We start from the raw sequence: 20,592 nt of genomic DNA, 5'->3' as shown, positions 1-20,592 counted from the left end.
TCAAATCAGGTAGGAAAACACGTGGTCAAGTTTCAAGCAAATGATTAGAAATGCGTAGAAATGTGGCAAATTTAAAGAAAAAGCGTTGTAAAATAAGGTTTGCCAAAAACTTAGCAACGCTAAAAAATAGCGAAAAGCGCGACATCACCCGCAAGGTCACGTCGCGCTATAAGGTTATGGCATCACTTCAACTAATCGGTTGGCCGCTTCAAGCGCGGGCTTACGTGTGGTGAAAATGTGCGCATCACGGACCCAATCACCTATGTGTAAGCGCTGCAATTGCTCACGCGTTTCGTCATGCGGGCACAGTAAAAACACCGTACAATTCGCTTCTCGTGCATCTTTAATCGCGTTTTCGAGCGCCAGCCCAACGGTCATATCCAGCATAGGCACATCACTTAAGTCCAAAATCATCACACGGAACTCATTGATATGCGCATGCTGACGCGCAATGGCTTTAGAGACACTGAAAATCATGGGCCCGGATAAATAGAAGAACAGTACTTGTCCATTGCTAGCATCTAAAAGGGCACGCTCCTCATCATTAAGCGGTACCTCGTCATCCTCGGCATCACTGATTGCGCGCACTTGTTTCGCTTGCTCGCGACTGAGTCGTTCTATTACCAGTAAGTTAGCGATAAAGACCCCTAATCCCACCGCCACGATTAAGTCAACGAACACAGTCAGTGCCATCACGCCATACATGATCCCCGTCTGCTGCAAACTGATTTTGTGGGCGCGATGCAAAAAGCTCCAATCTAAGATATTAAAGCCGACATACAAGGCGATGCCCGCCAATACTGCCATCGGGATGGGCGCGGTCAACGCGCCGGCCACCAACACCACCGCAGCCAGAATAAGCGCCCGCAAAATGCCCGATAACGGCGAACGCGCCCCCACTTGGACATTGACCACAGTGCCCATGGTAGCCCCTGCGCCGGGCAAGGCGCCAAATAGCCCTGCGATCATATTGGCAATGCCTTGTCCGCGCAGCTCACGATCCGAGTCATGCTCTTGTCTGGTCAGCGAGTCCGCAATCACGGCAGTTAACAGGGTATCAATACAGCCGAGCGTCCCGAGTACCAGTGCATCAATGACCATAGCGGTAAAATGCTCGGGGGTGATATGGGGGATCACGAGCGACGGCAGGCCGGTTGGGATCTCACCAATTCGACGAATGCTGTCCGTATCAAAGAGTACCACCGACACCAAGGTAATACTGACAAGCGCCACCAGTTGCGCGGGAATGAAACGACGGTATTTGGCGGGAAAGTAAAACAAAATCCCCAGCGTGAGCGCACCGAGAAAGACTTCTTTAATGTCGGCATTGACCAGTAAATCCGGCAAGGCTTTTAAGGTACCGAGGACACCACCCGATGGCGCAGCTTGCCCTAATAGCGGCGCAAGTTGGAGCAGAATCAATATCACGCCAATACCCGACATAAACCCAGAAACGACACTGTAGGGCATTAAGGTCACGTACTTACCCAAGCGCAAACTGCCAATCAGTACTTGGAACGCGCCGGCCATCATCACCACGGTAAAGCCCATTGCCAAGCCGCCTTCCGGGTAGCGCGCCATCATGGCAGTTAATACCGCCGTCATGATCACCGTCATCGGGCCGGTCGGCTCTGAGATCAGGGTGGACGAGCCACCAAACAGCGATGCAAAAAGCCCAACTAAGATGGCTCCCCAAAGTCCAGCTTCTGCACCGGCGCCTGAGGCGACACCAAAGGCTAACGCCAAAGGCAATGAAATAATGGCAGTCGTCACGCCGCCGAATAGATCGCCCTTTAATGACAGTTGTGCAAATCGTCCTTTATCAAACACGCACTACCTCTACTGCGGTTAAGATCATCATGGAGCGGACAGTATACGAATTTTCTCGCATTAACCTATCCGAGCAGTAGATCGCACCGTTAACAGCGTGATCCCTCGGGCGTCATAAATGTAAAAACATGTGAATATTGATCTCAGTATATTTCACGGCGTAACACTGAGGTATAGTGGCAATTGATATGTTTGCCAAAAGACACGTTGCCCATGGCCAAAATCAAAGCTTTATTCGCTAACAACAAAGCATGGTCGCAAGATATTCGCGACAGTAACCCCCAGTTTTTTGCCAACTTGGCCCAAGAACAACATCCCGAATACCTCTGGATTGGCTGTGCTGATAGCCGCGTACCCGCCGAGCGCCTGACAGGATTAGACTCGGGTGAGTTGTTTGTTCACCGCAATGTCGCCAATCAAGTGATTCACACCGATCTCAATTGTTTATCCGTGGTGCAGTACGCCGTCGATGTCCTACAGATCAAGCACATTATTGTCTGTGGTCATTATGGATGTGGCGGTGTCCACGCGGCTATTGATAACCCGGAGCTTGGTCTGATCAATAACTGGTTACTCCATATTCGCGATTTGTACCTCAAACACAAACATTATCTCGGCTGCCTGCCACCACAAGAACGCGGTAATCGCCTGTGCGAAATTAATGTGGCTGAGCAAGTGTATCATTTGGGCAATTCCACCATTTTGCGTGCGGCCTGGGAGCGCGGCCAAGACGTGAAAGTACATGGTTGGTTCTACAACACCACCGACGGTATTTTGCGCGATTTAGGCATGACCGCAGATAGCCGCGAGTCGCTGGAAGTGAACTACCAAGCGGCGATGAGTCATCTAGTGCCCGACTCTGCCGCGTCGGTTTGTTGTGAGAATTGACACAGTGCTGACACAGTCACACTTGTGATCGCGACTTAATCGTCGTACAACACCGCCATGACTCCGATCGCGCACGCTTCATCATCAACAATGCACCGCTCTCCGCTCACCATGTGGCTGATGGCGGGCATGATGCTGTTTGCGGTGCTGGTCAATGTGGCAGCGCAAGCACAGGTTTCACCGTTTCGCTCCAGCAGCCAAGTCCATGCCCTTCAGCAAACTCCGGCGCTCGTTTCTACCGCGAGAGCCAGTGTTGCCTTGCCTGCGGCATTGCCTGACGACGATACCCAACCGCCACATTTAGTCGCGATTCTTCCTCCCCCGCACATTCGCCTTGCTTGGCACCTGATTGCCTTTTTGTGCGCATTTGGGGTGTGCCTGCCACGCCAGTATCTTGCCTTTTCGCTCCCCCGTCTTGGTGGCTGGCGAGAACACAACCTGCAATATCGCTTTATTCATTCGCGTTAATCGTTCGCTTTCCTAAAGGCCGTCGCGCCTTTCCCCCAATCACAATATCGAGCTGGCGCTTGGTATTAGGTTTTGCTGTGCGTGATGCACAGCCAAGGAGAACGAATGAATAAATTATCCCCCGTTAATCGGTATTCTTTATGGCACTACGCCGCATTAGTCCTGATGTTGATCGTCCTGACCGTGCAGGCGTTACCAAGCTTTTTTGGCGACCACCCAGTGGTGAGCGTGTCGCATCACTCGCATCAGGGACTCCAAAACTGGCTTAAAGCCCATCCTGAGGCCGTGAGTGAAGTGCGTTATGACTCGCAAGGGACGGTTACCTTAATCACGCCCGATATTAGCCAGCAACAGAACGTACAACAGCAATTAAAAGGCACTCTAGGACCCGACGCGGAAATCACCCTCGATTATTTATCCGCAGCACCCACATGGCTGTCGCGCCTCGGCGCCGAGCCGGTAAAACTAGGGCTCGATCTACGCGGCGGTGTGCAATTGTTGCTTTGGGTTGATACCGACCAAGCACTCGCTCATCAAGCCGAAGCGTTAGTACAAGGCCTCAACCTATGGTTAGACAGCCAGCACTTGCCGGCCAGCGCCACGGTCAACACCAAAGATAACACCACGGTGCAATTGCCGATGCTCAGTGCCAGCGATCGCAGCAAAGCCAGCGCTTGGTTTACCGAGCATTATCCGCAATGGCGATTCAATAGCGCCGCAAATGGCTGGCAGATGACAGATACCGAGCAAGACGCGATGAGCCATCAAGCTGTGCGTCAGAATATCGATATTCTGCGCAAACGTATCGACGCCTTAGGCGTGGCTGAGGCGAGTGTACAACGTCAGGGTAAAGACTATATTCGTATCGAACTGCCCGGGGTGCACGATCCTAAGCAAGCCAAAAATGTCATTGGCGCGACAGCCTCACTCGCGTTCTATGCCCTCGATGCCACAAGCCCGAAACGCCTGTATGACGCACAGCACAATGTGGTGCCGTTAGCACGTCACGCCATTTTGGGTGGGGAACACATTATTGATGCGCGTACCAGCGTTGATGAAATGCGTCGTCCACAAGTTGATATTCGCTTGGATGGCCCCGGTGGCGAGACCATGTTGGCCTTTACCCGACGTCACTTGGGCGATCCCATGGCCACTGTGTACCGTGAGTATCAAGCCAATGAGCAGGGTGATCTGGTTGCCAATGAACGGGTGATCAACGTCGCGACAATTCAAAGTGCGCTCAGCGATCGATTCCGGATCACGGGCCTGTCGAGCCCAGAAGAAGCCCGTAACCTCTCGATGTTGCTGCGCGCTGGCGCACTCACCGCGCCAATTAAAATCGTCGAAGAACGCGCGATTGGTCCGACCTTGGGCGCCGATAATATCAAGGCAGGATTTTCTGCACTGGCCGTTGGCATGATAGGTATGGCTATCTTCATGATGCTTTGGTATCGCCGCTTCGGCTGGGTCGCGATTGTCTCACTGGTTGCCAACTTGATGATGCAAGTCGGCCTACTCGCGCTGCTGCCCGGTGCAGTGTTGACCCTACCGGGCATCGCTGGCTTAGTGTTAACCGTGGGCATGGCGGTCGATACCAATGTGCTTATCTTTGAGCGTATTCGCGATCGCTTACGTGCTGGCGCAAGCCTAGCCAATGCCATTGATACGGGTTATCGAGCGGCCTTTAGCACCATCTTTGACGCCAATATCACCACCTTAATTTCCGCGGTCTGTTTGTATGCGGTCGGCTCAGGTCCATTACAAGGGTTTGCCACCACGCTAATTCTGGGATTATGCGCCAGCATGATCAGCGGCATTGTCGGCACGCGAGCCATCATCAACCCAATTTGGGGACGCGACCGCCGCCGCGCCGTGACTATTTAAGGAGCTACAGTCATGAAACTTACACAAGTCCGCTATACCAGCTTCGCGCTCTCGGGATTGCTCACCGTGATCAGTCTCTGGGCGATCGCGTATTATGGCCTAAACTTGGGCATCGACTTTACTGGCGGTATCGTGATTGATTTCGCCCTACCCAGCCTAGCGAGCAGTGATACGCTGATCGCTGCCCTGCACAATCAGTTTGGCGAGTTGGCAACACTCACGCCAAGCACCACTCATGGCCAGTGGCAGCTCATTTTACCTCATGCGTCTCAATGGCAAGATCCGCAACAGGTCATCGCACAAATCAGCAGCGCACTCGCCATGCCCGTTAACTTGGTTCAAGCGAACGTCGTCGGCCCTCAAGTGGGTCAGGTGCTATTTGAACAAGGGGGATTGGCTCTGCTGGTTGCTTCGTTAGCTATCATGCTTTACTTGGCTATTCGTTTTGAATGGCGCCTTGCCTTGGCGGCAGTAGGGGCGTTGGTGCACGATGTGATCCTCACCTTGGGCCTGCTGGCGATACTGGCTGTGCCGATGGATCTCAATGTTATTGCCGGCCTTCTCGCCGTTATTGGTTATTCACTCAATGACTCGATTGTGATCGGCGATCGACTACGTGATGTGCTCAGAGCCAAACCAAATCAATGTGTGTATATCAGCACCAATATTGCGGTCTGTGAGACTTTCTCGCGCACCTTGATCACCGCTGGCACCACACTATTTACCATCGGATGTTTGTTGGTATTAGGTGGCGATGCCTTGTATGGTTTTGCGCTGACGCTCTTTGTTGGCGTACTCACTGGCACTTGGTCATCGGTCGCGGTGGCATCTTGTCTACAAGAAATGCTGGGATTGTCTCCCGCGCATTATCAGCGCGCGCCGGCTCCCGAGCGAGAAGGTGCCTATTAACTTGCTATGAACGTAAAAAAACCGAGCGTCTGCTCGGTTTTTTTATGGCTTATCATCGCCTGACAGCCAAAGAGGCTCAGCGCTCAGAGAATACCGTCACGATTAATCGAGCGGTACCACTTTACCGATAAATGGCAAGTGGCGGTATTTCTGCGCGTAATCAATCCCTACGCCAACCACAAACTCGTCTGGGATAGTAAAGCCAAGCCAATCGACTTTCACATCCACTTCACGACGTTCTGGTTTATCAAGTAGGGTACAAATACGCACGGAATTGGGCTCACGTAGCGATAGAATTTCGCACACTTTGCTAAGCGTATTACCCGTATCAATGATGTCTTCTACCAAAAGAATGTCTTTTCCTTTGATATCATCATCTAAGTCTTTGAGGATACGCACGTCACGCGTGCTTTCCATGCTATTGCCATAGCTTGATGCGGTCATAAAATCGACCGAATGTGGCAAGTCAATGGCACGACATAAGTCAGCCATAAAGACGAACGAGCCTCGTAACAATCCAACCAATACTAGGTCTTTGGAGTCTTTATAATGCTCGTTGATCTCGGCGCCCAGGGCTTTTACTCGCGCCTGTACGTCCTGTTCTGAAATCATCACTTCAACGGTGTGTTTCATATCTGCCCCGATGGTTTGTCCCCACATTTGCGGGGGTCAATAACAAAGGTGGCAYAGTCTAGCACTAAATCGATTGCGGATCCCAATTCCACCGATTGACCTTAGCTTGTACCCTTACACTAGTTAACTATCACACTGATTGATAAGAAAAAATAATCCATGCCTGTGTTTTTATTAATAGATGACTTTTTTTGCAGACAAAATTACCGATTTACGGCCCAGATCGGCCTTCCAGCCGTTGTCACGCCACAGAAAGCTGGTATAAACTCAACCCGCTAATTAAGAAAATTATTAGCACAAACAATAATTAATTTGTACAAACTAAATATAAGTTGGCAGGTTTTAGGATGGCTCAATCAAATGAAAGAACAAGGACGCGACTGTCACCAGAGAGACGCAAAGAGCAGTTGTTAACTTGTGGTTTGGATGTGTTTGCTAAACGGGGAATCGGTCGTGCCGGTCACGCTGATATTGCTGATATGGCGAATGTCTCTGTGGCAACCGTCTTCAATTACTTCCCGACCCGTGAAGATCTGGTCGAGGAAATTTTGGCCCAAACAGAAAAGTATTTCATTGCGTTAATCAATGATTGCACCCGCGATAGCCAATCAATGCGTGCATCGCTTAACTGCATTACCTCGCAGATTATCGATACCGCATTGGAAGACAAAGCATGGATGAAAGTCTGGTTTGAATGGAGTACATCGATTCGCGAAGACATTTGGCCACGCTTTGTAAAAGGCAGCCGCGATGCCGTCGAGCAATTTGTGCACGTGTTTGAGCGAGGCATGGCGCAAGGTGAACTCACTCACCGTCACCAACCTCGCGAGCTGGCGAGCATGCTTGCAGGGATTTGCTATGTGTTGTTTTTACAAGCGCACCAGCAACCCGATAAAGCAGCATTGAGCGAAATGGCACAAAAGTACATCGATGTACTGTGTCAGCAAGGCGCTTAAATTGCGCGCCGATGACGAAAAGCCAACCTCGCGGTTGGCTTTTTTCGTTTAAGCATCAATGAAGCTGGGTCCATCGTTAAATAACACCGGCTCATGAGGGCGAATAGTGAGACTTACCGTATCCCCCACCGATAATGGCTCTCGTGCATGCACCGACAATTTTTGACCGTGAATATCAATGGTGTAACGGCTGCTGTCACCCATAAATTGCTGAGACAATACCTGCCCCTCGCCTTGCGCATCCGCTCGGATACTCAAAAATTGCGGGCGAAGCAACCACCAATGTGGACCGGGGTGACAATGCACTGGCCGCGGCCAAGGTCCCAGCGGCGTCTGCATTTGATCTTGCGCCGACACAGTCACTGGAACATAAGAGCCTTGTCCCAAGAAATCGGCCACAAATCGGCTTTTCGGCTGGTAATACACCTCAGTCGTATCCCCGAATTGCTCGATAATCCCTTGGTTCATGACCGCTAATTTGTCCGCAAACGCAAAGGCTTCCTCCCGACTATGCGTGACCAAAATCGCCGTCACACCCTGTGATTTAAAGATCCGGCGGATCTCTTCAATCAAGTCATGACGCACTTGGGTATCAATATTGGAAAACGGCTCGTCCAACAGCAATAGATCCGGCTCATAAGCCAGCGCACGCGCAATCGCAACCCGTTGTTGTTGACCACCGGATAACTGGTGCGGATAGCGCTCGCCCAGCCCTTCAAGGCGCACGAGCTTGAGCATATCAGCCACTTTTTCATTACGCACAGACGCGGCTAGTGAGGTGAGACCAAAGCCGATATTCTCAGCGACGGTCAAGTGTGGAAACAACGCATAATCTTGAAAAATCATACCAATATTGCGCTGCTCAGGCGGCACCGAATGCTGGCCATCTTCCATGATGTTACACCCAATCGACAGCGTGCCCGCGCTCAGAGGGATTAACCCAGCCATGGCTTTCAACAAGGTGGTTTTGCCGCAGCCGCTGGCGCCGAGCAAACACACAATCTCACCCGGTGCGACTTGCAAAGACAAATCTTTGAGTACTGGCGTGCCGTTATAACTGCAGGTCAGGTTTTCTATCGACAGGGCGCACTTCATTGGTATTTCTGCTCCAGCGAACGGTTAATCAAAATAAGCGGTATCAGCCCCACCGCCACCAGCAAAATGGCAGGTAAGGCCGCGTATTCGAGGTGCTCATCCGAGGTAAAGTTGTACACGTAGGTCGCAAGGGTTTCGAAGTTAAACGGACGCAGTAAAATCGCCGCATTCAACTCTTTCATCGATTCGATAAAGACCAACAGCATCGCAATTAAGGTTCCCCGACGAATTAAGGGGAGGTGAACACGACGAATCACGCCGCTAGTCGTGCATCCCATAGTACGCGCCGCCATGTCGAGTGATGGCGGTATTTTTGCCATGCTAGACTCAATACTGCCGATCGCCACCGCACTGAAGCGCACCACAAAGGCAGTGAGCAAGGCAAACATGGTGCCGGAAAGGACCAAACCGGGACGTCCCCAGTCATACGCCTTGGCGATGTCATTGATCAGGTGATCGCCTCGGGTTAATACCAGCATCACCCCAATCGCTAACACCGTGCCTGGCACCGCATACCCCATAGAGGCGAGACGCATGGGCGCGACACTCAAACCATGACCGCGTAAGCGGCGATACACATTGACGGTCCATGCAATACCGACCGCGACCACAGCCGCAAGGCTGGAGGTATAAAAGCTGTTGTAACTAAAGGTGAGAAAATCGTCGATGGCATTTTGCGCATAGTAGTGCCACGCATAAATGATCAGTTGAAGCAGCGGCAGTATAAACGCCAGCGATAGCAAGCCCCAACACCAGACAACCACGCCCACTTTCTTCCAACCGAACAGGGGAGTTTTCTCTATCGCATCACTGCTGGATGACGGCGTAAATTGCGCTTGCTTACGTCGTCCATAGCGCTCGGCACTGATCAATACAAAAATGGCCACCAGCATAATGGCAGAAATCTTAGCCGCCGCCGTTAAGCTTGAGTAACCCAACCAAGTATCATATACCGCGGTGGTTAATGTACTCACGGCAAAATAGTTAACCGTACCAAAATCCCCCAGCGCTTCCATTGCCACCAGCGATGCCCCGACGGCAATGGCTGGACGAGCCAAAGGCAGGGAGATACGGCGAAAACTTTGCAGTGGCGAGCATCCCAACAGACGCGCGGAATGCGTCAAGGTGACACTTTGTTCCATAAACGCGGCGCGAGTCAGCAGGTAGATATATGGGTACAGCACCAATGCCAGCACAAAACACGCCCCCGGTAAGGTCCGCATATCTGGGAACCAGTAATCATTGACACTTTGCCACTCAAACCAATGGCGCAGCAGGCGCTGTAACGGCCCCGCGTAATCAAACCAATCGGTGTAGATGTAACCGATGATATAACCCGGCATGGCTAATGGCAGTACCATCGCCCATTGCAAATGTCGGCTGCCCGGCACTTGATACATGGCAAGCATCCAAGCCGTCGGCACGCCTAATGCAATCGCAATGACCACGACCCCCACCACCAATAAGCTGGTATTGAGCGTATACGTAGGCAAAACGGTCTCAAACAGATGGGAGAAAATATCATCTGTATCACCGATTGCGGTGTAGAAGATTGCCAAGATCGGCAAAACCAGCAGCAGGGCTAGGCCCCAACTGCTGGTTTTAATAACGGGTAATCTGTCTTGCATAGCCTACAACATTCAGGCGTCAGAGAAAGACAACCGGGGTGCCACGCACCCCGTGTAGAGGCTTACAGGTCGAACTGGACTTCATCCAGTAGCTTCACTGATTTGCTGTAGTTATCAGCAATGGCCTCTAGCGGCATAGGATCGTGCTTATACTCGCCCCACGATGCCACTAGCTCAGACTTTTCTACGCCAGGTTTCACTGGCTCTTCAAAGTTCACTTCAGCATACATGTGCTGCGCTTTGTCTGACGTTAGGAATTCCATGAGTTTAAGAGCGTTTTCTTTATTTGGCGCATACTTCGCCATCGCCATGCCGCTCACATTCACCTGGGTGCCGTGCGCATTTTGGCCAGGATAGTTAATGTATACCGCTTCCGCCCACGCTTTTTGTTCTTCGTCGTTCAGCATCTTACCAAGGTAGTAGCTGTTCCCCAAAGAAACGTCACACAAGCCTTCTTTAATCGCTTTGACTTGTGCACGATCATTACCTTGAGGTTTACGCGCCAAGTTAGCTTTCACCCCTTTCAGCCATTCTTTAGCGGTAGCTTCACCGTGATTTTCGATGATGGCAGACACCAAAGACACATTGTAAGGGTGTTTGCCTGAACGGGTGCAAATCTTGCCTTTCCATTCAGGTTTTGCCAAGTCGAGATAATCAAAATCATCACCCAGTTTACCGACCCGCTCACGCGATGAGTAAACGGCACGAGCACGAGTGGTCAGCGCAACCCACTTATCCTCACTGTCACGGAACTGCTCAGGAACGTTTTGATCGATCACATCGCTTTGCACTGGCTGAACCACATCGTGATTAACCAAGTCTTTGAGGCGAGAAATATCGACGGTCAGCAATACATCTGCAGGACTGTATTCGCCTTCCTGCTTCACCTTCTCCGCCATACCTTGTTTAGCAAACTTCACGTTGACTTTGATGCCCGTCTCTTCAGTAAACGCATCGAACATAGGCTCAATCAAAAAAGGTTGACGATACGAGTAGACGTTCACTTCTTCAGCGGCAAAGGCGGCGCTCGTTCCTAATAAGCTAGCCGTAACAGCAGAGGCGATTAGCAGTTTTTTCATCGTAACAGTCCTTAAATTAGACGATAAATGATAACGTTTCTCAGTTTCGTTAGTATACAGCTAATGATTTTGGGCTCAATATTCTGCCACGCAAAAAAAAACGAAACCCAACATCAAAAATGTAAGGTTTCGTTTCAGAGTTTAACTAAGTGCCGTACGAGTGACTATTTCACGCTAACGAATTCGGGATATGCATCAATACCGCAGTCATGCAAATCCATGCCTGACATCTCTTCTTCTTCGGTAACACGAATGCCCATGGTTTTCTTCAGTACCAACCACACCACAAAGCTCGCACCAAAGACCCAAGCGAAGATCACGGCCGCCCCCAGCAATTGTGCACCAAAGCTTGCGTCTGCGTTGCTCAGCGGCACGACCATCAAGCCAAAGAAACCACACACACCGTGCACCGAAATCGCACCCACTGGATCGTCGATTTTAATTTTATCGAGGCCGACGATGCTAAACACCACAATGGCGCCCGATACCGCACCGATAATAAGCGCCGCGACTGGGGTGGGGGATAAGGGATCAGCGGTAATGGCGACCAAACCGGCCAATGCACCGTTTAAGATCATGGTCAAATCGGCTTTGCCCCATAGTGTTTTACACACCAGTAAGGCAGCAATCGCACCGGCTGCCGCCGCCGCATTGGTGTTCAAGAAAATTTGTCCTACCGCCGTGGCGTTTTCAAAGTCTGACACCATCAGCTGTGAACCACCGTTAAAGCCGAACCAACCGAACCATAGGATAAAGGTACCCAAGGTCGCTAGAGGCAGGTTCGAGCCAGGAATCGGATTCACTTGACCGTTTTTGCCGTATTTTCCTTTACGTGCCCCCAGTAAGATTACCCCCGCTAATGCAGCTGACGCGCCCGCCATATGCACGATACCTGAGCCAGCAAAATCGCTAAAGCCTGCTTCGGATAAGAAACCACCACCCCATGTCCAGTAACCCTCTACCGGATAGATGACCGCGGTGAGCACCACAGAAAACAGCAAGAATACCCACAGCTTCATACGCTCTGCCACGGCGCCCGAGACCACAGACATTGCAGTAGCAACAAACACCACTTGGAAAAAGAAGTCCGATTCAAGAGAGTGATCTGCATCGGCCGCTTGCGTTCCAATCAGCGAACCAAACGAGGGCATAAAGCCACCCGCATTGTTATCGACATACATGATGTTGTAGCCCACCAACAGATACATGGTGCAGGCAATCGCATACAAGCAAATATTTTTGGTGAGGATCTCAGTGGTGTTTTTCGAGCGAACTAGCCCTGCCTCTAACATGGCAAACCCAGCCGCCATCCACATCACCAACGCACCGGATAGAAGGAAAAAGAAGGTGTCGAGTGCGTAACGTAACTCAGTAACCGTATTGACCAATTCCATTGTGATTACTCCCTGTGATTAAATTGCTTCCAGATCCATTTCGCCAGTGCGGATCCGCACGGCTTGCTGGAGATCAAAGACAAAAATCTTACCGTCGCCGATTTTGCCGGTTTGTGCCGCTTTGGAAATCGCTTCCACCACGGCATCAACACTATCGCTCTGAACGGCGATTTCGAGTTTTACCTTCGGCAAAAAATCGACTTGATATTCGGCGCCGCGATACAGTTCGGTGTGCCCTTTTTGACGGCCAAACCCTTTCACTTCTGACACTGTCATGCCGTCAATGCCGACGTCGGATAGTGCTTCACGGACGTCATCAAGCTTAAAAGGCTTGATAATGGCGCTAATCAGTTTCATATCCTTCTCCTGAGTCCTTATGTTTGCATCAGTCAATAAGTATCAAGAGATATGCCAACTATTAACCACCTAAAAATCAGAACATTACAGAAATCAACTGGGGGAAGGCGCGCATTTGCACTTTTTTAGTGCAAACTATTCACCATCTCGACGCATAGATTCATCGCGAGGAGGACGATGCACCAAAGCGAGCCACGTGCGGATGTCTTGTAGGAAGAAGGCGAGTGTCAGCGTCACTCGCCGGCAGGTTATCGCGTACGGCGTCCGTAGCGAGCAATAAAATCACGATACGCTTCGAGCATGGCCAGAAAGTCTTCATAACCACAAGCGGCACTGCTTTCTTGATCGTAAAACTGTAGGTCTTGAGCACTCAACGTATCCGTCGCCTCGTCAGAGGGCGTTTGTAACATCGCATTGGCCATCACCACCACTTCTTCAGGACTGGCCGTCAGCGTGAAGGTGTGTCCTCGCCATTGCTGCTCTTGACGCAACTGGGTAAAGGTGGCTAACCACGCATCCACCTCATTCAGGTCGGTACCCAACTCATCAAGCAACCAACGCCCCATGGCCTCATGCCCCATAGAGAACACAATGCGATAGCTGTCATCAAAACTATTGCGGGAAAATTCGTAATCCACGTCCACCTCCAAAATGAGAGGCTATTGTCCGAGTTTTTCTATCAATTGCCAACTCGAGACTGTCATCAAACTGCCACCTTCGCCATACTTAAATACTATATCCAGACAACTTGGCGTTGCAGGTAGGTAGCAAGTGAGTGAGTCCCCATGAGCATAGATAGACTATGTGATTGGAGTGAACGAACGTAGCCAACACCGCTGCGGCTTCAAGTAGGAAGGGTATATAAGCCTCATCAACGTGGTCGCGTCTGGAAAGGAGTAGCCGATGCATATAGTGATAGCCCCTGATTCGTTCAAAGAAAGCCTTTCAGCTGGCGAGGCGGCGCAAGCCATCCATGACGGCATGGCGCGTATACTACCCAAGGCGCATTTTACCTTGCTCCCCATGGCCGATGGCGGCGAAGGGACAGCGCAAAGTTTTGCCCAGCAGTTAGGCGGCGATTTTCACACTTGCCGAGTGACTGGTCCCGATTTTTCATCGATCACCGCCAGCTATGTTATCGTCCCTTCGCAGCGACTCGCGATCATCGACGTGGCCAGCGCATCTGGCTTGCCCCTGCTCGCTCACCATCAACGCAACCCACTACACACCACCAGCCTAGGGACAGGAGAGCTTATTCGTGCCGCCCTCGCACATGATGTCGATGAAATCATTATCGGCTTAGGCGGCAGCGCCACCACAGATGCGGGCGCAGGTATCTTGGTCGCCTTGGGGGCAAAATTGCTCGATAGCCAGGATGCGCCCATTCCGCCAACTGGTGATGGCTTAGGTAAGCTCGCGCACCTTGATCTGAGCCAGCTCGATCCCCGACTTAAACGCGTCCGATTAACTGTTGCATGTGATGTAGATAATCCGCTTTGTGGTCCGCAAGGTGCGGCAACTGTATTTGCGCCCCAAAAAGGCGCGTCACCGGAGCAGGTTCGTCAACTGGAGCAATACCTGCATCGTTTTGCCAGCCTCTGTCGCTATCAGCTCGGCAAATCGATTGCACAATTTTCGGGCGCCGGCGCGGCCGGTGGAATTGGTGCCACTTTGGGAGGCTTACTGGGAGCGCAATTGGTCCCCGGTGTGGCGCTCTTGCTAGAACGCAGCCAAGCCACCCCTTACATAGCACAAGCCAATTGGTTGGTAACCGGCGAAGGAAAAGTGGATGGTCAAACGCTGCATGGTAAGGTGCCCGCAGCCTTGGCACAGGTCGCGAAGCAATTTGATGTTCCGGTGATAGTACTAGCAGGCCGCGTTGGCGACGATTGTGAAACCTTATACGAACGCGGGGTTACCACTATCTTGCCGATTCAATCAGGCCCCTGTGATTTACAACATGCCTTTGAACACACGGCGGAGAATCTGCGCCGCACAGCGGAGAATATCGCCCGCCTGATTGCCGCGCAAAGTGAATAATAAGGCATTCAGACCAACAGTATCACTGGGATAAAAAAACGCCCTCCGAAGAGGGCGTTAGATAAAGCCGGCTAGACCGCGGCTTTGATAATGACGTTATCCGCTTTTTGCGTGTATTCGTCCATACGGTGGAAGTTCAGATAGCGATAGGTATCTGCTGCAGTCGCATTAATGTGCTCTGCGTATTCGAGGTATTCCTCTTTGGTAGGAATACGTCCTAGGATCGCACCTACCGCCGAAAGCTCAGCTGAGGCAAGGTACACATTGGCGCCGGTTCCCAAACGGTTCGGGAAGTTACGGGTCGAGGTCGACAATACGGTCGATTTCTCTGCCACACGTGCTTGGTTCCCCATACACAATGAACACCCTGGCGTTTCAATCCGCACCCCAGCACGGCCATAAATACCGTAATAGCCTTCTGCCGTTAGCTGATCCCTATCCATCTTCGTCGGTGGTGCTACCCACATACGGGTCGATAAACTGCCACCGAATTTATCCAGCAGTTTACCGGCAGCACGGAAGTGACCGATGTTGGTCATACAGCTACCGATAAAGACTTCATCGACGCTATCGCCAGCAACATCCGACAAGGTGCGGGCATCATCTGGGTCGTTCGGCGCGCACAGAATCGGCTCTTTGATGTCTGCCAGATCGATTTCGAGCACATGCGCGTACTCGGCATCTTTATCCGCTTCCATCAAACTTGGGTTAGCGAGCCATTGCTCCATCGCTTGGATACGACGCTCGATGGTACGACGGTCACCATAGCCTTCGGCGATCATCCACTTCAACATCACAATGTTCGACTCAAGGTACTCTGCCACTGACTCTTGTGACAGCTTGATCGTACAGCCAGCCGCTGAACGCTCTGCGGATGCATCCGACAGCTCAAAGGCTTGCTCAACAGTCAGGTGCTCCACCCCTTCAATTTCCAAGACACGGCCTGAGAATTCATTGATTTTGCCAGATTTCTCAACCGTCAGGAGACCTTGCTTAATACCAAAATATGGAATGGCATGCACTAAGTCACGTAAGGTGACTCCAGGCTGCATTTCGCCTTTAAAACGCACCAGAACTGACTCTGGCATATCCAGTGGCATCACGCCGGTTGCAGCCGCAAAGGCCACCAAACCTGAACCGGCAGGGAACGAGATCCCCAGCGGGAAACGGGTGTGTGAATCACCGCCGGTTCCCACGGTATCGGGCAGCAGCATTCGGTTGAGCCATGAGTGGATGACACCATCACCCGGACGCAATGACACACCACCACGGTTCATAATGAAGTCTGGTAGTGTGTGGTGGGTTTCGACATCCACAGGCTTTGGATAAGCGGATGTGTGACAGAATGACTGCATAGTGAGATCAGCGGTGAAGCCCAGACACGCTAAATCTTTCAACTCATCACGTGTCATCGGACCTGTGGTATCTTGAGAACCCACGGTGGTCATTTTTGGCTCGCAATAGGTACCGGGGCGGACACCCTCGACACCACAGGCTTTACCGACCATTTTCTGCGCCAATGTAAACCCTTTGTTGGAGTCCGCAACAGGACGCGGACGACGGAATACGTCAGAAGGCTCAAGGCCTAAACTCTCACGCGCTTTGTCGGTCAAACCACGGCCGATGATAAGAGGAATACGGCCCCCGGCGCGCACTTCATCGTATAAGATATCGGTTTTCAGTTGGAAGGTAGACAAGACCTCGTCGGTGCCATGCTTACATACCTTGCCGTCGGCCGGATACAAGTCAATCACATCACCCATGTTGAGCTTGCTAACATCTAGCTCAATCGGCAACGCACCCGCATCTTCCATGGTATTGAAGAAAATCGGCGCGATTTTTCCACCTAAACAAAAACCACCAAAGCGCTTGTTCGGCACATTAGGAATATCTTTGCCCATAAACCACAGCACAGAGTTGGTCGCTGATTTCCGTGACGAACCCGTACCGACTACATCACCCACGTAAACCAGTGGATGACCTTTTTCTTCCAGCGCTTTCATTTGCGCAATCGGACCAATCTCACCGGGCTTATCCGGCTGAATGCCCTCGCGCTCGTTCTTTAACATGGCCAGCGCGTGGAGCGGAATATCAGGGCGCGACCAAGCATCTGGTGCGGGCGATAAGTCATCGGTGTTGGTTTCACCTGACACTTTGAACACCGTCAACGTCACTTTTTCAGGGATTTGCGGCTTGTTTAAGAACCACTCGGCGTTAGCCCAAGATTCCATCACTTGCTTGGCGTAGGTATTCCCTGCTTTCACTTTATCTTCAACGTCATAAAACGCGTCGAACATTAGCAGAGTCTGAGACAAGGCCTTTGCCGCAATCGGTGCCAACGTCGCATCATCAAGCAGTGTGATAAGCGGTTCGATGTTATAACCGCCTTGCATGGTCCCTAACAGCTCTGTCGCGCGTTCACGACTGATGAGCGGAGAACTTGCTTCTCCCTTCGCTAGCGCGGCAAGAAAGCCAGCTTTCACATAAGCCGCTTCGTCCACGCCGGGCGGAATTCGATTTTCAAGTAGGTAGACCAGTGTTTCTTCTTCGCCAGCGGGCGGGTTTTTCAACAGTTCTATCAGACTGGCGGTTTGCTCAGCGTTCAGCGGTTTAGGCACAATGCCCTGAGCGGCACGTTCTTCGACGTGTTTACGGTAGGCTTCAAGCACGACTATTTCCTCTTTTCTCGGTCAGATCGTGTGATCCAACATCCTTGGAAAGTGTTAGTACTCGTATCACGCTTATCCGGCGAAGTTTATTAAAATTTTCCAGCAAGACGAGGGTTCGAGCACGTAACCGCTGCGTGAGGATAGCATTTTTAACTTAAAATTAAAATCTACCCCTTTTATGAAACATACGACTTAGGTCTTAGTGACGCAGCGCGCTAATCCCTATTCTTCTCACACTACTCACAGCATGTGTCGCGGTTGTGACTGATTCTACACCGCTTTTTTCCACGACGCAGTAATCAGTCTGTTATCAAGTTCACAGCTTCACATCCGCGGTAGAGAGGTATTATTCCCCTTTGCTGTTGAAACTGCGCACTAGGTGTTATTTTTATCAATAAAACCGAACTGTTCCGTTAAGTTTGTGGGGTTCTCGCCGATACGTCGTTAACCATTCACACACTTCTGCTAACTTAGACATTAGTACCATAAAAATATCTCAGTCTTTGTCACCCTATTGCGTGGCAAACCCTGTATTCATTGACTTGTAGAGAGAAGGGCATGAAGCTAAACCAACTCACTATTAAACAAAAACTCATCTTGGCCTTTGTGTCAGCCGTTATCGCCTCCACGGCGATTATCAGCTACATGAGCTTAAGCCAAGCTCGAGATATTATGGAAAAGCGGCTGTTGGAAAACGAGCTRCCGACCACCCTCACCCAGTTTCGCGATTCGATTGATAGTGAAGTCAACCAGCTACAATCCGCCGCACGCCAGTTAGCCTCAAACCCTGTAATGCTCGATATGATCAGCAGCGACATGACAGCTAATGAAGAAGCGCGTGTCATCGAGCAACTCAATATTTTGCGAGCACAATATGGACTGAATGACGCCAGTATTGCGAACCGCAAGACGGGTCAATATTGGAATCAAAATGGCTTTTTGCGGGTCCTGACCCGCGATAAAGATGGGTGGTTCTATAACTTCCTAGACAGTGGCAATGCCACCATGGCGCAAGTGTTCCAAGAGGATAATGGGGATCTCAAACTGTTCGTGAACTTCCAGCAACTTAACGGGACGGGCTTGGCTGGGTTTTCACGCTCACTGGATGACATGACGCAGTTTTTGAATCAATTCAAAATTGAGCAATCTGGATTCGTTTTTCTCGTCAATGCACAGGGCGAAATTCAGCTCCATCGCGACACCAGCCTAATGGGAGAGAAGAACCTTACCGACTTATATGGTGCTCAAGCACGTAGCCTGCTTAACAAAGGTGACTTCAATTTACTCGACACCGAAGTGAATGGTGATGAACTTTTACTCGCCTCTAGCTATGTGCCTTCCATGGATTGGTTTGTGATCGCAGACGTCCCAGCAGACGAAGTCTATGCCCCGCTGAATCAAACGCGCAACCAAATTTTAATGGTCTCTGTCGTCGTCGGCCTCTTATTCGTTGTYGTCGCCATCTGGCTTGCTGCGACCATTACCAAACCGATTCAATATGTCGCCAATGTATTCCGTGAAATAGGTGAAGGCGAAGGCGATCTGCGCCAACGTGTGGACATCAACAGCCAAGATGAAATTGGCCAACTCGCGTCTGGTTTCAATAGCTTTGTGGAAAAAATCCACCGCCTAGTCTCAGATGTAGCCGCCACGGGTGGTGAGCTAAGAAGCGCTGCCGAACAGGTCTCAGCGCAAGCCAGTGCCACGCAATCGCAAAGTGAACATCAGCGAGATCGTACCGTTCAGGTGGTGACTGCGATTAACGAGATGGGTGCTACAGTCAATGAGATTGCTGGGAATGCGGCCAATGCCGCCAGCGCTGCGAATCAAGCCTCTGATGGCGCAGCCAGTGGCCAACAGGTCGTCACCCAAGCGCGAGATACCATTGCACGCTTAGCCGATGACATGGAGAACATGTCTAAGGTCGTCAGTGCATTAGCAGWGAATACTGACTCGATTGGCGGCATTTTGGATGTGATCCGCGGTATCTCCGAGCAAACCAATTTGCTGGCACTCAATGCGGCGATTGAAGCGGCGCGAGCGGGCGAACAAGGACGCGGATTTGCGGTTGTTGCCGACGAGGTGCGCAGTTTGGCAAGTCGTACATCTGACTCTACCGATGAAATCCAAACCATGATCGATCGCCTCCAACAAGAAGCGAGCAATGCCGTGCAAGCCATGGAACAAAGCCGAGCCATGACGGCCGAAGGGGTCAATGCTTCCGACGAGGCGTCACAAGCACTCAATTTGATCAACGAGCAAATTGTCCAGATCTCGGATATGAACACCCAAGTGGCGACGGCTACTGAGGAGCAGTCCACCGTGGTGAATGACATTAACCAAAATATTGAAGAGATTAATCACAGCTCGCAGCAAACCGCTGATACCGCCAACACCATGGCAGAAGCCAGTGAGTCACTGCGCGATCTTTCCAAACGTCTTGATACCTTGGTTGGGAGCTTTAAGCTTTAAACGCTATCTTCTGACGCGCGAAGCGGGCTTTGGCCCGCTTTTTTATTGTGCTGAACGAGGCGGAGCACTAGCAACATCTCTTCCATCTTGCCATAGCTGACGCCATAAGGGTTTAACGCCCTCCTCGACCCCTAAAATAACGCACAAAAAGCCCACTCCCCCCACCAATAATAACGGTGCCAATGTCACACTCAGCAAACCTGAGTAAAGAAACAAAAATGGCACAAAGCATACATATCCAAACACGGTTTTTGTCATTTCCAATAATGTGTTCATTATTTCTCCTTACC

17 protein-coding genes are annotated in these 20,592 nt (G+C 51.0%); 7 read left to right on the top strand and 10 right to left on the bottom strand.

From position 1 onward, the window contains the following. Nucleotides 1-174 precede the first annotated feature (174 nt). Complete coding sequence (locus BZJ19_RS06150; protein WP_077662327.1) at nucleotides 175-1,830, bottom strand: SulP family inorganic anion transporter; 1,656 nt, start codon at nucleotides 1,828-1,830, stop codon at nucleotides 175-177. Between the two features lie 213 nt (nucleotides 1,831-2,043). Here BZJ19_RS06150 and can point away from each other — a divergent pair, with 213 nt between their 5' ends. The 4 genes from can (at nucleotide 2,044) to secF (ending at nucleotide 5,979) form a co-directional block, all read left to right on the top strand. Beyond that, the gene (gene can, locus BZJ19_RS06145; protein WP_077674975.1) at nucleotides 2,044-2,718 is read left to right on the top strand and encodes a carbonate dehydratase; all 675 of its coding nucleotides are present in this window, start codon (nucleotides 2,044-2,046) and stop codon (nucleotides 2,716-2,718) included. A 90-nt stretch (nucleotides 2,719-2,808) separates the two neighbouring features. After that, nucleotides 2,809-3,186 carry a hypothetical protein gene (locus tag BZJ19_RS06140; RefSeq protein WP_077674974.1) on the top strand — a complete coding sequence of 126 codons (378 nt, stop codon included), beginning with the start codon at nucleotides 2,809-2,811 and terminating at the stop codon, nucleotides 3,184-3,186. A gap of 105 nt (nucleotides 3,187-3,291) precedes the next feature. Next, a complete protein-coding gene (gene secD, locus BZJ19_RS06135; RefSeq protein WP_102136110.1) occupies nucleotides 3,292-5,070 on the top strand; it encodes a protein translocase subunit SecD in 1,779 nt (592 codons plus the stop codon). Nucleotides 5,071-5,082: 12 nt separating this feature from the next. After that, a complete protein-coding gene (gene secF / locus BZJ19_RS06130) occupies nucleotides 5,083-5,979 on the top strand; it encodes a protein translocase subunit SecF (RefSeq protein ID WP_077674972.1) in 897 nt (298 codons plus the stop codon). 102 nt (nucleotides 5,980-6,081) lie between these two features. On the opposite strand, the gene hpt is transcribed toward secF, so the two are convergent. Further along, nucleotides 6,082-6,612, bottom strand: a complete 531-nt coding sequence (gene hpt / locus BZJ19_RS06125; protein WP_069586425.1) for a hypoxanthine phosphoribosyltransferase — start codon at nucleotides 6,610-6,612, stop codon at nucleotides 6,082-6,084. Between the two features lie 347 nt (nucleotides 6,613-6,959). Here hpt and BZJ19_RS06120 point away from each other — a divergent pair, with 347 nt between their 5' ends. Further along, the gene (locus BZJ19_RS06120) at nucleotides 6,960-7,568 is read left to right on the top strand and encodes a TetR/AcrR family transcriptional regulator (RefSeq protein WP_077662331.1); all 609 of its coding nucleotides are present in this window, start codon (nucleotides 6,960-6,962) and stop codon (nucleotides 7,566-7,568) included. A gap of 48 nt (nucleotides 7,569-7,616) precedes the next feature. Here the strand turns inward: BZJ19_RS06120 and BZJ19_RS06115 are convergent, their stop codons facing one another. The 6 genes from BZJ19_RS06115 to BZJ19_RS06090 all read right to left on the bottom strand — a co-directional run bounded on the left by BZJ19_RS06115 (nucleotide 7,617) and on the right by BZJ19_RS06090 (nucleotide 13,759). Further along, nucleotides 7,617-8,663 carry an ABC transporter ATP-binding protein gene (locus BZJ19_RS06115; RefSeq protein WP_077662332.1) on the bottom strand — a complete coding sequence of 349 codons (1,047 nt, stop codon included), beginning with the start codon at nucleotides 8,661-8,663 and terminating at the stop codon, nucleotides 7,617-7,619. Beyond that, nucleotides 8,660-10,291: an ABC transporter permease gene (locus BZJ19_RS06110; protein WP_077478966.1), complete on the bottom strand. Its 1,632-nt coding sequence runs from the start codon at nucleotides 10,289-10,291 to the stop codon at nucleotides 8,660-8,662. Before BZJ19_RS06110 ends, BZJ19_RS06115 begins: the two co-directional genes overlap by 4 nt. 62 nt (nucleotides 10,292-10,353) lie before the next feature. After that, nucleotides 10,354-11,370: a Fe(3+) ABC transporter substrate-binding protein gene (locus tag BZJ19_RS06105; protein WP_077455341.1), complete on the bottom strand. Its 1,017-nt coding sequence runs from the start codon at nucleotides 11,368-11,370 to the stop codon at nucleotides 10,354-10,356. A 164-nt stretch (nucleotides 11,371-11,534) separates the two neighbouring features. After that, a complete protein-coding gene (locus tag BZJ19_RS06100) occupies nucleotides 11,535-12,764 on the bottom strand; it encodes an ammonium transporter (RefSeq protein WP_077674971.1) in 1,230 nt (409 codons plus the stop codon). Between the two features lie 18 nt (nucleotides 12,765-12,782). Further along, nucleotides 12,783-13,121, bottom strand: coding sequence for a P-II family nitrogen regulator (glnK, locus tag BZJ19_RS06095; protein ID WP_069586419.1), 339 nt, complete (start codon nucleotides 13,119-13,121; stop codon nucleotides 12,783-12,785). 248 nt (nucleotides 13,122-13,369) lie between these two features. After that, a complete protein-coding gene (locus BZJ19_RS06090; RefSeq protein ID WP_157891163.1) occupies nucleotides 13,370-13,759 on the bottom strand; it encodes a YacL family protein in 390 nt (129 codons plus the stop codon). A gap of 265 nt (nucleotides 13,760-14,024) precedes the next feature. Between BZJ19_RS06090 and BZJ19_RS06080 the strand changes: the two genes are divergently transcribed. Beyond that, nucleotides 14,025-15,161 carry a glycerate kinase gene (locus BZJ19_RS06080; protein ID WP_077674968.1) on the top strand — a complete coding sequence of 379 codons (1,137 nt, stop codon included), beginning with the start codon at nucleotides 14,025-14,027 and terminating at the stop codon, nucleotides 15,159-15,161. Nucleotides 15,162-15,232: 71 nt separating this feature from the next. Here the strand turns inward: BZJ19_RS06080 and acnB are convergent, their stop codons facing one another. Continuing rightward, nucleotides 15,233-17,830, bottom strand: coding sequence for a bifunctional aconitate hydratase 2/2-methylisocitrate dehydratase (gene acnB / locus BZJ19_RS06075; RefSeq protein ID WP_077674967.1), 2,598 nt, complete (start codon nucleotides 17,828-17,830; stop codon nucleotides 15,233-15,235). Nucleotides 17,831-18,388: 558 nt separating this feature from the next. Between acnB and BZJ19_RS06070 the strand changes: the two genes are divergently transcribed. Continuing rightward, a complete protein-coding gene (locus BZJ19_RS06070) occupies nucleotides 18,389-20,302 on the top strand; it encodes a methyl-accepting chemotaxis protein (protein ID WP_077674966.1) in 1,914 nt (637 codons plus the stop codon). A 42-nt stretch (nucleotides 20,303-20,344) separates the two neighbouring features. On the opposite strand, the gene BZJ19_RS06065 is transcribed toward BZJ19_RS06070, so the two are convergent. Further along, nucleotides 20,345-20,578 (bottom strand): hypothetical protein, encoded by a 234-nt coding sequence (locus BZJ19_RS06065; RefSeq protein WP_077662337.1) that lies wholly within the window; start codon nucleotides 20,576-20,578, stop codon nucleotides 20,345-20,347. Nucleotides 20,579-20,592: the final 14 nt, after the last annotated feature.

The organism is Salinivibrio proteolyticus (genome assembly GCF_001996165.1).
Lineage (GTDB): Bacteria > Pseudomonadota > Gammaproteobacteria > Enterobacterales > Vibrionaceae > Salinivibrio > Salinivibrio proteolyticus.
Note: the sequence above shows the minus strand (reverse complement) of the source record. Positions and strands in the feature narration are given on the sequence as shown.

Bases quoted from the DNA above. Each gene is read 5' to 3' on its own strand.
- secD (WP_102136110.1), top strand. From the start codon at position 3,292: ATGAATAAATTATCCCCCGTTAATCGGTATTCTTTATGGCACTACGCC.
- BZJ19_RS06080 (WP_077674968.1), top strand. From the start codon at position 14,025: ATGCATATAGTGATAGCCCCTGATTCGTTCAAAGAAAGCCTTTCAGCT.
- can (WP_077674975.1), top strand. From the start codon at position 2,044: ATGGCCAAAATCAAAGCTTTATTCGCTAACAACAAAGCATGGTCGCAA.
- BZJ19_RS06100 (WP_077674971.1), bottom strand. From the start codon at position 12,764: ATGGAATTGGTCAATACGGTTACTGAGTTACGTTACGCACTCGACACC.
- BZJ19_RS06115 (WP_077662332.1), bottom strand. From the start codon at position 8,663: ATGAAGTGCGCCCTGTCGATAGAAAACCTGACCTGCAGTTATAACGGC.
- secF (WP_077674972.1), top strand. From the start codon at position 5,083: ATGAAACTTACACAAGTCCGCTATACCAGCTTCGCGCTCTCGGGATTG.
- BZJ19_RS06120 (WP_077662331.1), top strand. From the start codon at position 6,960: ATGGCTCAATCAAATGAAAGAACAAGGACGCGACTGTCACCAGAGAGA.
- BZJ19_RS06140 (WP_077674974.1), top strand. From the start codon at position 2,809: ATGCACCGCTCTCCGCTCACCATGTGGCTGATGGCGGGCATGATGCTG.
- BZJ19_RS06065 (WP_077662337.1), bottom strand. From the start codon at position 20,578: ATGAACACATTATTGGAAATGACAAAAACCGTGTTTGGATATGTATGC.
- BZJ19_RS06110 (WP_077478966.1), bottom strand. From the start codon at position 10,291: ATGCAAGACAGATTACCCGTTATTAAAACCAGCAGTTGGGGCCTAGCC.
- hpt (WP_069586425.1), bottom strand. From the start codon at position 6,612: ATGAAACACACCGTTGAAGTGATGATTTCAGAACAGGACGTACAGGCG.
- glnK (WP_069586419.1), bottom strand. From the start codon at position 13,121: ATGAAACTGATTAGCGCCATTATCAAGCCTTTTAAGCTTGATGACGTC.
- BZJ19_RS06105 (WP_077455341.1), bottom strand. From the start codon at position 11,370: ATGAAAAAACTGCTAATCGCCTCTGCTGTTACGGCTAGCTTATTAGGA.